A 12,501-nucleotide genomic window follows, 5' to 3' on the forward strand; every position below is an offset into this window, starting at 1 on the left:
GGATGATATGGATATGAGTACAAATAACTTAATGATTGAAGAACATGGACATTTAGGCCAAATCAGTTTAGATCGCGTGGCAAGTTTAAATGCCTTGTCTTTGGAAATGATTCAGGGGATTCAACAGCAATTAGCACTATGGGCTGATCAAACCAATATTCATGCCGTGCTTATTCGCTCAAATAGTCCCAAAGCATTTTGTGCAGGTGGAGATATTCGCTATCTCTATGATAGTTATATGAATGGTAGAGATGATCATCAAGCTTATTTTCAAGCTGAGTATGAAATGCTGAACACCATTCGTTCGTATGAAAAACCCATTATTGTCATACTCGATGGCTATGTACTTGGCGGTGGATTTGGCTTAGCCCAAGCATGTCATGTGCTTGTCAGCAGCGAAAAGTCTAGATTTGCCATGCCTGAAACTGCCATTGGATTTTTCCCAGATGTGGCTGCGACACACTTTTTATCACGTTTAGATGATATTGGTGTGTACATGGCAACTACGGGCGATCAAATCAGTGCTAGCGATGCGTTGTATCTAGATTTGATTGACTACCATGTTCCGAGTGAGCAACTTGTTCAATTAGAAGAAGATTTAAGAAATTCTAAGCAACTCAGTAAGGAAAATATTGAACAATTGATTGCGAAATATATTACTCGACCAGCGGAAAGTGAACTTAGTCAGAATGCAGATTTAATTCGTAAGCATTTTGGTTTTGAGAGTATTGATGCCATTGAAAATAGTCTTGAAAATGAACAGCATAATGATGCTCAAGCGTGGGCGTTAAAAATACGCAATACCTTGGAACAACGGTCTCCAATCGCGAAAAGGATCAGTTTGCAACTCCAACATTTAGGTCGAAGTCTTTCACTAAACCAATGCATGCAAATTGAACGACATTTGCAAGATGTTTGGTTTCAACATGGCGATATTGTCGAAGGTGTGCGTGCATTAATTGTGGATAAAGACAAACAGCCAAAGTGGCAACAGTCTAGTCCGACTTTAGACAAAATAATGGAGGAAATATCTATTTAATCAGTGATTTAAAAAACTTTAACGGTTCAAACCCTTGGTTAATATTCATATTTGATTTCATATTCGATATGAACAAGTGACTCAGCGTAAATTAAACACATATAAGATCTAAAAATATTGATTTTCATGAAGAAAATCATCACAAAAATCAAGCATCGTGAAAATGCAATATAGAAATATCTTGCAGAATAAGGAAGATAACAATGCAAAATGTACAGGGAAACACAGCTCCACCAGCTAAGTCCTCGCATCGTTTAGCGGGTATTTCCAGCATGGTGGGTACAACCATTGAATGGTATGACTTTTTTATCTATGGTGCTGCCGCAGCACTCATTTTCAATCGACTTTTTTTCCCAAATCTTGATCCGTTAACGGGCGTATTGGCAGCATTTGCTACCTATGCTGTAGGCTTTATTGGTCGACCACTTGGTGGCATTGTTTTTGGCCATTTTGGCGATAAAATTGGTCGTAAATCAATGTTATTGGTCACATTAATGTTGATGGGTATTCCAACGGTGATGATTGGGTTGTTACCGACTTTCGAAACCATTGGTTATTGGGCAACGGTCTGTTTAATTATTTTAAGATTTATACAGGGCATGGCCATGGGTGGAGAATGGGGCGGAGCAGTCCTCATGGCGGTAGAGCATGCGCCAGCGGGTAAAAAAGGCTTTTGGGGAAGTTTACCGCAAGCCAGTACAGGTGGTGGTTTATTGCTCGCTTCGGTGGCTTTAGGTTTAGTCTCAATGTTACCTGAAGAAGCACTATTTAGCTGGGGTTGGCGTCTACCATTTTTAGCTAGCATTATTTTACTGGCTGTAGGTTGGTATATTCGTGTAAAAGTACCTGAATCACCAGACTTTGAAAAAGTTAAAGTTCAAACCAAATCAATTAAAGTTCCAGCAAAACAAGTGTTTAAAAATCATCCTAAGCAGTTGATTACGATTATTTTATCTCGAGCTGCTGAAAATGCTTGGTTCTATTTGGCATCGACATTTGCTTTAGCTTATACCACCACACAGCTAAATATTCCTAGACAAGATATCTTGTTTGCAACAATTTGTGGTGCTGCCGTCATCATGGTTATTACGCCAATTTTTGGACATTTGTCTGATAAAGTTGGGCAAAAAAACATGTTTAGATTTGGTTTATGCGTATTGGCTTTATACAGTTATCCATTTTTTGCGATGTTAAATACCAAGGATCCTGTATTGGTTTGGACGGCCATAGTGATTGGTATTGGTGTGGTTTTTCCTTTGATGTATGCGCCGCAGTCACAGTTATTTTCACGCCAATTTCCAGCAGAAATACGCTATAGCGGTATTTCAATCTCAGTTCAATTTGCAGGCGTGCTAGGTGGTGGTTTAGCACCATTAATCGCGACGAAATTGCTAAGTATTGGTGATGGAAGCCCTAATTTAATTATTGCCTATATTTCAGGCTTTGCTGTGATTGCGATTATTGCATCATCATTTTTAAAGCCAGATCAAATAGAGCAAAAGACTAAAGTATTTAGTAGTGAGGAAATCAAATCTTCCTAAATCAACAATCAGGAAAACAGTAGACTGATTTAAATATAGAAATACATATGTACAGCCATAACAACAATTGTTATGGCTTTTTTCTTGTCTAAGGATTGTGGCAGGACAAATTTATTTTTAGCGAAGCTTAGGAACATAGCAATTTGAATACAGTTGATGTGCAAGAGCTGTGAATTATCATCTTTGTAAATAAACCTGAAGGATTTCGTATAATGTATATTATGTTAAATCCGATACACCTAACAATAACTTCATATTTTTCTTTCTTGAACTAAGATTCAATAACTTAACTAATTTCTATTTCAATCATAAAATATGATATGTTGACCTTAAGAATAATTCATAAACTTTACTATGTTTGCTTTAAAAACAATTCATTTAGAAAAGAAAGTCTCAAACGAAAATCAAATTATTCTTTTATTTGATTTAGATTCATTCTGTCCATGTATGTACCCTATGCTGTACACCATGAAATTTCTTAGATTTCAAAGTATCTCTACGCAGCATGCAGATTTAATCGCAATAAAATTTTGGTATGAATTTTGGTTTGAAAAGTTTGCCACGTCCTTTTGTGAGTCGTTCTATTCGACATCCTATAATTTTGAGATCATTCAATGTGAAATTGATAATTTCATTGTTTACTTAGAAAATAATAAAAAACTTGAAAGTAATCTTATACGGCTAAGCAATTCAGAACATATTAATTACACAACAATTGGTCATAGAGTTAGATCCTTCTTAAAGTTTTACAACTTCTTGATTAATGAATACTTAAGCATGCAATCACAGCCACAACTTACGTTGAAGGAAATTCAAAAAATTAAAGAAAACTTGAATAAATATATGACAATAAAGAAAAAAATTATAAATAATTTTTCAAAAGCCAATAAGACAATTAAAAGTGAGATAAATCATAATTTTAAGAGCATGAATCAGGAAATGATTAAAGGATTGTATTCAGTCATTTCACCAAGTAACTCTAATAAATACAATGAATTAAATCCTTTTAGATCTAAAAATGTACAACTCAGAAACTTTCTGATCATACATCTCATGCTCAACTATGGTCTTAGAATTGGTGAGCTTATGCTACTAACAACCAACTCTATTAAAAAATCAATTCAGAATCATAGTTTTAGTTTAATTATTACAAATACAGATGATGAGTTCGATGATCGATCAAAAAAGCCAAAAATCAAAAATGAATATTCGTACCGAGTAATTAAACTGCAGGAACGAGACTACAGAATTCTTCAAATCTATATAAATGAAATCCGAAAAGAAATTCCTTCACATATCTTATTTACATCCTTAAAGCCTCCCTATTCTGCTTTAAGTTATGCCAGTGTTAAAAAGATATTTGATCAAGTAGATTCGTCATTAAAAGCATTATTACCTGAGTGTTTTGATACTTCAGCATATGATTCAATAGAACGTCTCACTCCGCACGTTTGTAGACATTCTTGGGCTTATATGATGTTAAGCTTTTCTTTTGAGAAGTATAAGAAAGAAAATGATAGTCACTCTGATCTCAGGCAAAGTGTAAATGATGCTCTGCTAGATGCACAGGATGATCTAAGAGCCTTAGGTGGTTGGTCACCTACAAGTAAAATGCCCATATATTATGGTAAACGCTTTATTGTAGAACGTGCTAATTTTATGAACTTGGCTCGGATAATTGATTCTAGTATTAAATTATGAATGATAAGAATATACCTCAACTTAGTCTAGATTTTGAAAAAAATGATGATAGTCCTAGTGACTTTATTATTTTCCATGATGCTGACCTTAGGCTCATAGAGTCTTTACACTTACCGGCAATCATCCGATTCTATAGAGCTGATAAATTTGATAGCAAGTTCGTTCAAACATCTAACGATGTTTGGAATTTTTCATATTCAGGGAAAAAACTTCACTTAAACTTCTCTAACTTCAGTACGTCAGAGAAAAAATTGGCTAAATTTTTTCTAGCTAATTACATTCAAATTAATACACCATCTGCACTTGAAGCTAAATTACAAGCTTACACTTTTGTAATAAAGTCGCTAAAAACTAGAGACTTAAAGCTTGATTATCAGAATGCGAAATCTTTACTGGTTGATTTAGCAAAAGCCGATAATTCTACATACTATTACCATTTTAAGTTCTTAGTGAAGCTACTATTTCTCGAGAACTTTTCATGCTTTGATCTTGATCAGGAATATGAGTTGGAATTTCTTGAACGTCCTAAAGCATTTAATTCAAGTTTATATTACCAGCAATACGAAGATACGATCGACTATCCTCTTATTTCAATGATTCAACAAGGCTTTATCAAGTTAAACCAAGCTATCAAAGATGATTTTCAAGGTATCGATAAACAAACATTACTTTATTCATCAATACTTGGTTTGGTGTATGCAACTGGTCATAGACCTGTACAATTAGCAAAACTATCTGCTGAAGACATAAAGATAGATACCACACGCACTACAGATCATTTTCATCGCTATAGCATACTAGTTCCCTATGCGAAACAATCACGTTATGTACATGAAAAGATCGCAGTCAAATTACCAGAAGAAGTTGCTAAAATCATTATTGCTTATATCGAAAGATTTAACTTAAGTCCAAAAGATAAGTTATTTGATTTAGGGGAAAATTCTGCACGCTTTTGCTCAAAAGCGATTAATACACAATTATTTGATTTTGCTTCCGAAGAGTACAAAGAAGCTGTTCTTGCAGATGAAATGATAAAGCAAAAGTACTCATTTTCTGATTTTAGGCATCATGTTGGCTATAGTTTGGCAATGGCTGGGGCTTCTGCTGAAGAAATTGCTTATATCTTAGGTCATTCTTCTATTGTAACTGCTAGACATTATATTTTCTCTACCCCTGAACTTGCTCAAATTAGAGCACAGGCACTTGGGAAAAATTCCTTATATCGACAAATGATCGCCATGCTCCTGACTGGAAGGCTCGTTTATAAGAAAGATTGGCAACAGAAAAAAGTACTAGGAAATATTGGTAGCAAAATTCATTACGATATTGGTGGGTGCTCCTACGAAGACAATTGTTTATTTCAACCAGTTCGTAATTGCTATGGCTGTATGTACTTTTATCCTTTTATTGATGCTAACCATAATCATATTTTAGAAAGTATACAAAGCGAAATCAATGATCTGATCAAATTATCAGACGGTATAGGTGTATCTAGAAACCCATTGATACGAGTGCATGAGTCAACTAAATTCGAAATTGAATCCGTAATAGCTCGTTGTGCATTACAGAAGGATGATATTTATGAACAATGAAAAATATAATATTTTTATAGATGAACAAAAGAGTTATTTTAATGAGAATTTGCAGTCTAACTTCAAATGGGATTGGAATGATTCAGTTTGGTATGGTGGTACAATAGGATCTGGTTGGTTACTGTCAAGAAGTGGTAAAGTAAATTTTACTTTCAGCACAATTAAAAGATTAAAAGGTGTTGAAAACACTACTATAAATACAGATTTTCAAGAGTTTATTAAATCTGTGCTCATTCTTAGTTATCGTAAGTCCAATTCTAAAGCATCCCCTCAAAAACTTTATGCAGAATTTTTAATTCTTAAACGATGGTACAGCGCTTTATATACTGAAAAAATCGAGAGCATACATCCCTGTCAGTTATCAACATTAATCTTAAATAAGTCTTTTGAAATTTTGGCAGAAAACTCAAGTAGAATGAATCTGCCTGACCATGTTGGAACTTACAGAAGATTGCAAGAAATAATAAATCATTATGCTTTTACTAAACAACCATTAGAATTTTCTCAAAAATACTTATACATAAATCGACAAAATAGAACCCCTAATGCTAGAAAAACTAAAGCATTAATAGATCAATTAGAGTTAGATGAAGATGATCTAGATAAGGATAAGCTCATTTCGATTCGAACATTCATCAATATTGTTTCTTTAATAAGCTTATGTAGTACAAATGGTGAAAAGATAGTACTAAATATTTTACTATTACTTATAGTCACTGGTTTACGTTCTACAGAAGCCTTTCTTTTAAAAACTGATGCTTTGATAAAAAAACCTATTCTTGACCCTTTAACCAAAGAGCATTTAGCTTTGGATGGCATTAAGCAATACACAGTTGGCATTCAGTATCATGGAGCAAAAGGTTCTGGCTACCGTATTCATTGGGTAGAACCTCTTGCTGTTCCTATTATAGAAAGTATATTCTCAAATGTATTATCTCTAACACAGCCCTACCGAGACTATATAAAATATATCCGCGGGAAAAATATAAAGGATTTTTTACCTAAAGAGATTGATGATATTAATTCTGATTTTGTTGAAATAGATGATTTAATTAAATATTTTTTTGGTATCAATGAGGAGTATAAAGTAACTAATGACTCAAAACGTAGAGTTATTATGGATAATGCTAGATTTACTGGATTAAAACCTAGTTTCATTGATAAATCTGAAAAACAATTTAAGCGATATTATAGTAAAAAAGATTTAAATGATTATGTGATTAGTTTGAAAACATACAATATTGATAATCCGTTTAATCATATTTTTAATTATGAAAATAAATTAATCAACCTACCATTTGAAGACATTTTATTTATTCATGAATATAGATCTACAAATGTTAAGCAAGTATTATCAAATAAAACGAATATTATGCCATTTCATGCAACAATAATTAATAATTTTTTTGGAAATGGCAGAAATATATCGATTTTCCAAAAATACCTTTTACTTGAAAATAAAGATGAATACTCAAAGATAACAACACATATTCCTCGACATAATATAAATACTTTTTTAGCTTTGAGTGGTATATCTGAACATTTACAGGCCATGCTCATGGGACGCATAGATATAAAGCAAAATCAATATTATCAACACTTAGCGTTAAAACAACGTAAAGTCACAGCTAGTTTGTTAGAGAAATATGAATTGACACTTTACAAAAACGATAAACAGGAAATAAAGTCAGACTATCCAATTGATTCTATAAAACATGATGGATTAATGTACTTTTCAGAAAAATTGGATCTAGAAAATAATTTAAAGATGAATTTACAAACCTTTGACTCGAAAAATGAAGTAGCGAGTTATATAAGGGAATCCTTCTTCGATGAATATTTTCAAGATATCGCTCAATCTTTTAATGAATTAGTTAAAGAAGATCGATCATTGGCTAACTCATTAGTTCAACGCCATGCTTGTTTGCACCCTTTACCTTTTGGTGGTTGTATGCGTGATGTGGCTGTGCACGATTGTCCTAAACGTCTTGCATGCCAATCAGGTGATCAATGTGGAAACTTTGCTTTAACTGGACGTAAAGGTGAATTAGAAGCCCTACAACATACTTTGAATGAATTACTAGATAAGTTTGTACAAATAGAGCAAATCGTAATCCATGATTCATCTTATAGCGAAATGCTTGAGGGCTTACGTAAAAAAATACTTTATTTAAGTGATTTAAAAACAAAAGCACTTGATAAGCAAAATAGTTTAACTCCTGTTCCTGTTTTTCCTTATGGTGATGCTATTACTAAATTACCAACAACCTTAAGTGAACTATTCGCTATAGAACAGCAAAAAATTGAAACCAAGGAAGCCTGATATGTTACGTGGTAAACAATTAGATGAAGTCATTGAACAAGAATTGCAAATGATGTTGGTTGAAGGTTTTGAGAAGTCCCCTATTTCTCATAAGAGCTTACATGATCGTTTAACTGCCAGAGGCTACATATCTGGGGGACTTAGTACTTTGAGTTCAGCTGAAAGAAAAAGTCTTATTAGTCTTTATATGGTGGAGCAAATAGCACCATTGAATCTAAAAACTAAAGAACAGCAACTATATGTAAATAAAAAAACGAGAAAAGCGCTTACTGATACCAATAAAAATCTGCATTCTCAAATAAATGAGTTGGAATCACAGCTGAATCAAAATACAGAAACATTGATAGATATTATTGAGGAGGTTAAATTAAGAACAAATTTAAAGATCGATCATCTCTTAGCCCCACATCTTTTGAAAAAATATTTATCAAAGTAGACACTATTATGTTAGAAGAAAAGTCAAAAACCTGTCAGCATATATTCCCTGAGAATATCTGCTCAAATCAAAAAGAAAATATTTATTTTATAGAAAAATAAGGCTTTGTTGCACAAAGATTTCATAACTATATGATTTTAAAAGTTTTGATTATTTTTTGATCTAAAATTAAATTTATTTAAATCAGATGCTTACATATTTATGCAACAAAGCTGAAAAATAATGAATTACAAATTTTCTTCTAAAAAGTTGACGATTGAAATTCCTAACACATTCAACCAATCGTGAAGTTCCAATACATCAATTCTCCTCTCGAAATTTTCAACTTTTGCTACATAGGATTGTGGTTTTTTTAAGGATGAAGCAAGTTGCACTTGAGTTATATTTTTTAACTCACGTTTAAGAATTAATGCTTTGATAAGTTTTCTATATCTAGGATCATGTATTGAGCTCATAGCTCAAGATGGTGTACTATTAAATCAAATATCCCAAAATAGGATATTTGATTGATTTTATTAGTTTTTAGGTCATTAAATATGCAAGATACTCATCAGCTTAAAAATTGTTTATTTGGATTTTTATCAAATATGTCATTCACTAGCTATGAGTTTAAGGATTTAAGACAATCTTTTATCCAATATTACCCGGAATTTAGTGCAAAAAAATACTATTCAAAAATATATCTAATTATAAGAGAGTTAGGTGAATCTGGGATGATTCTCGTTGACCGAAAAAACTGTACATATAGATATACGTCAAACTATTCAAAAGAAGAAATTTTAAATTTCAGTTCATTAGATACTAATGAATTAATTCGAAAAAACCTTTTAATTGAACATAATAATGTCTTGGATAATATTGAATTGTTACACAATGAAATAAATGCTTATTATTCATATTCTGGAAAATTTCCAATAATTTCAGATGCTATAGGCACATTAATAAAAAACAAGAAAAAGGAATTAATTTTATTAAGAGCTGAATTAAATGCTCTTAAAAATATTTTAGAAATACAGTATTGATAATCTTACATATTAAAATATATGAATAACTCTGGATCGATCCTAGCTTGAATTAACCTTAACAGAGTAATTTATGCAACAAAACTTGAATAGAGTGTCACCTAATTTAAAAATTTAGCCTTTCCTTTTTGTACGACATATTCTAACACTTTCATCCGTGCCAACAAAGATGTATGCATACATCTTTGTTGGCACGCCATTTATAGAAGACCGTGTTCACAACAAAGGGCAGCAACAGGTGTGCCAAACTTTCCGCTTGCTTTAATATAGCCATGATATGGCTGTCAGTAAATTTAGATGTTTTCATGCAGAATCTCCTGCCTATACTTTAAGAGGAAATTCTACTTTTAGGTCCTATTATTTTTAGGGGGATTACCTGACTACCTTGGTCTGAGTGCACCATCACACCTTTTGAATAGCCTTCCCTGAGCGGAATTTCTGCTCAGGGGTAATTATTTAATTAATTAGCATTTCAAAAGGATAGCTTGTTCAAGAACTTCCACAATTTTTACAAGTTCTTGTTTTGAGCCACAGGAATAGCCATTTTCTTGACTAATTTTTGCTAAAATGGCTAGAGCTTCAGGTTCTTCAATCAGATATTCAACCAATTCTAGTGGTGTAAATTCAGCATGATCTTTTTCCCAAAGTTGATTTGGCACCAATACTACCAACTTTTTGACAGCATAAATATTTCCAGACCAACAAGCAGTATGTAACGGTAATCTTCCATCTACTGTTCTCACATTCCAATCGGAAGACTCAGTGCAAAAGGCATCAAAAATTTGGGGAGTTTGAATTTTACAGGCCGTATGCAACGCAGTCATCCCTTGATAATTTTCAATATTCGCATTTGCTCCAGCTGCCAACATTTGTTCAACTAACATCGTTTCACGAGCTTCAACAGCCAACATTAATGGTGTTTGGCCTTTAAGATCAGAAATATTCAGTTGTTCTGGATATTTTTCAAAAAGATCTTTTAAGAAGTTTTCCCAAACCTCTAATATCTTCGCATCCATTAATTTTTGAGCTTCAAAAAATAATTTTAGCATCAGCATGAGCATTGAGTTACCTTCAACGTCAGGCAGATTAGATTTAAACAAAGTATTATTAGAATTTAGCCAATCCTTCAACCCTGCTAAATTATTTTTTTCTAGCAAAGGAAAAAGTTTATCCAACGCCGGTTTGACTAGAGTTTTACTGAGCGGTTGTTGAGGCTTGATTCCAGGATACGGTTTATAAAGATCTTCCCAAAAATAAGAGTATGCCCAGCGTGCTACTTCCTCTATAGAAGGAATTTGATCACTTTCTATTATTCCACCACTAAGCATTTCACGATAATATTTTTCGTGATTGTTCGTGATAAGTTTTTGATTCGCTACCGCTATGGCTAAACAATCTCGTGCAATTTCTCCAGTTATTAGGCCATAACTACATTTAAAACTTTCTTCCAGTGCATCTCTGAAATATTTTGATGCCTCATCAAAATTATTTTGTGCCAATAAGTGTTTAGCTTTGTACTGCAAAATGGCAAACTTCCATAAATCATATCCTTCGGTTTTTTCTGCTTCATCAAGTAAAGCATCAACCTTATTTTTGCAATCTTTAGGTCTATTTTTACTTTCACCATTTAAATAGTAAGCAAGCTCCGGAATAACAACTAGAATTTTCTCTATAGGCGTATTAGCCAATTCTCTCATACGCTTAGTGGTCATTTCTTTCAATCGAATCGGTATATCTATTGACTGAGCTACGCCACTTACTACCCAATAATTCTGCTCATTTTGTAATGCTCTCCATGGTGAGCTCTGTTGCATACGACTTTTTAGATCTTGAACTTTGGTTTGTTCTTCATAAAAGTGATGCAGTTTAAGTAGAGTGCGTTCAGCAATTTCAGCACATGATTCCTGATCATGACCAATTACATCATCAAGTGCATCGCTTGCATTGATACGGAAGCTATAGCTCAGATACGTTGCTAGCTCATCAATAGCTGTTTCTTTACTAGAGGGTATAATTGAAAGAAATATGCTTTGTTTATCCCATTCAGGTAAATGAGCTTCAAACCACATATCTTCCGCAAATTCACCTTTACCTCTACAATTTCTCCATGCCTCGATAGTAAGGTTATAAACACCTTTATATAATACAAATAGTTGTAGGACTTTATTTTTCTTGATGTCAACACAATACTTATCTACGTCAGGACACAGAGAATTGACTAATCGGTGATAAATATCCTGCACTACACTAGCGACAATAAGTCGTTGGCGAATAACGTCTATAGAAGGTGCTGAATAGCGATTTAATAAGCATTCGATTAATCTAATTTTCTCTTTAACATTTACATTCCCCTGCAAAATATCGGTAAGGGCTTCCTCAGACAATGGAAGTTCAAATTTAAGCTTTTGAGCATTTAGGTCTTTTTTGTTGATGAAAGCTAATGCTTGGTTAAATTGCTCATCAAGAGTGACAGTTTCATCTAGAATAAATACACCTTTAAAATCTAAGGTCGACTCTTCTGGAAAATATTCATAAATCGAGCTATAACGAATAGTATTAGAACCATTCTTCCAATTATAGAGAGAGCGTCGTAAATTTTGAATGTCTATATCTAGGCTATGGTTGGCAACATTGTCTACATCTGTTCCTAGTAGATCTGTTAACCAATCAATGACTTGTGGTACAGGTAGAATTAGCTTTTTATCACCATCACTTTCAACGGCACTGTTGCAAATAGAGATTTGAGTCGATGATGTTCCCTTTAAAAAGTACTTAGAGACCGAAAACCCTGTTGATTAGACACACTTCACCCTGAGGCTGACCATAATAAAATGACGATGCTTGTCC

The 12,501-nt window shown here is 33.2% G+C and carries 9 protein-coding genes and 2 pseudogenes; 7 read left to right on the plus strand and 4 right to left on the minus strand.

The window, feature by feature from the left end:
• Nucleotides 1–7 precede the first annotated feature (7 nt).
• The 6 genes from FTU13_RS06050 (at nucleotide 8) to FTU13_RS06075 (ending at nucleotide 8,632) form a co-directional block, all read left to right on the plus strand.
• Nucleotides 8–1,039: an enoyl-CoA hydratase/isomerase family protein gene (locus FTU13_RS06050; RefSeq protein WP_257226743.1), complete on the plus strand. Its 1,032-nt coding sequence runs from the start codon at nucleotides 8–10 to the stop codon at nucleotides 1,037–1,039.
• 203 nt (nucleotides 1,040–1,242) lie between these two features.
• On the plus strand, nucleotides 1,243–2,580 hold the full coding sequence (locus FTU13_RS06055; RefSeq protein ID WP_180127991.1) for an MFS transporter: 1,338 nt from the start codon (nucleotides 1,243–1,245) through the stop codon (nucleotides 2,578–2,580).
• Nucleotides 2,581–2,934: 354 nt separating this feature from the next.
• Entirely contained in the window at nucleotides 2,935–4,281 is a 1,347-nt protein-coding gene (locus FTU13_RS06060; RefSeq protein ID WP_047472183.1) for a site-specific integrase, read from the plus strand.
• Nucleotides 4,278–5,873, plus strand: coding sequence for a site-specific integrase (locus tag FTU13_RS06065; RefSeq protein ID WP_218947996.1), 1,596 nt, complete (start codon nucleotides 4,278–4,280; stop codon nucleotides 5,871–5,873). The genes FTU13_RS06060 and FTU13_RS06065 overlap by 4 nt, the downstream gene beginning before the upstream one ends.
• Nucleotides 5,863–8,196 carry a hypothetical protein gene (locus FTU13_RS06070; RefSeq protein ID WP_174560611.1) on the plus strand — a complete coding sequence of 778 codons (2,334 nt, stop codon included), beginning with the start codon at nucleotides 5,863–5,865 and terminating at the stop codon, nucleotides 8,194–8,196. Before FTU13_RS06065 ends, FTU13_RS06070 begins: the two co-directional genes overlap by 11 nt.
• 1 nt (nucleotide 8,197) lies before the next feature.
• Nucleotides 8,198–8,632: a hypothetical protein gene (locus FTU13_RS06075; protein WP_174560612.1), complete on the plus strand. Its 435-nt coding sequence runs from the start codon at nucleotides 8,198–8,200 to the stop codon at nucleotides 8,630–8,632.
• 227 nt (nucleotides 8,633–8,859) lie between these two features.
• Here FTU13_RS06075 and FTU13_RS06080 read toward each other — a convergent pair whose 3' ends face one another.
• Nucleotides 8,860–9,087, minus strand: a complete 228-nt coding sequence (locus FTU13_RS06080; protein ID WP_174560613.1) for a helix-turn-helix domain-containing protein — start codon at nucleotides 9,085–9,087, stop codon at nucleotides 8,860–8,862.
• 81 nt (nucleotides 9,088–9,168) lie between these two features.
• On the opposite strand from FTU13_RS06080, the gene FTU13_RS06085 reads away from it, so the two are divergent.
• Entirely contained in the window at nucleotides 9,169–9,654 is a 486-nt protein-coding gene (locus tag FTU13_RS06085) for a hypothetical protein (RefSeq protein ID WP_180107901.1), read from the plus strand.
• Between the two features lie 140 nt (nucleotides 9,655–9,794).
• On the opposite strand, the pseudogene FTU13_RS17615 reads toward FTU13_RS06085, so the two are convergent.
• The 3 genes and pseudogenes from FTU13_RS17615 to FTU13_RS06095 all read right to left on the minus strand — a co-directional run.
• Nucleotides 9,795–9,961: pseudogene (locus tag FTU13_RS17615) on the minus strand (transposase); the annotation flags it as partial.
• Nucleotides 9,962–10,118: 157 nt separating this feature from the next.
• Complete coding sequence (locus FTU13_RS06090; protein WP_180107900.1) at nucleotides 10,119–12,038, minus strand: ankyrin repeat domain-containing protein; 1,920 nt, start codon at nucleotides 12,036–12,038, stop codon at nucleotides 10,119–10,121.
• Nucleotides 12,039–12,426: 388 nt separating this feature from the next.
• Nucleotides 12,427–12,501, minus strand: a pseudogene (locus FTU13_RS06095) (IS6 family transposase); the annotation flags it as partial.

Origin of the sequence: Acinetobacter sp. YH12064 (assembly GCF_013419735.1) — a bacterium.
In the GTDB taxonomy this organism is placed as follows: Bacteria; Pseudomonadota; Gammaproteobacteria; order Pseudomonadales; family Moraxellaceae; genus Acinetobacter; species Acinetobacter amyesii.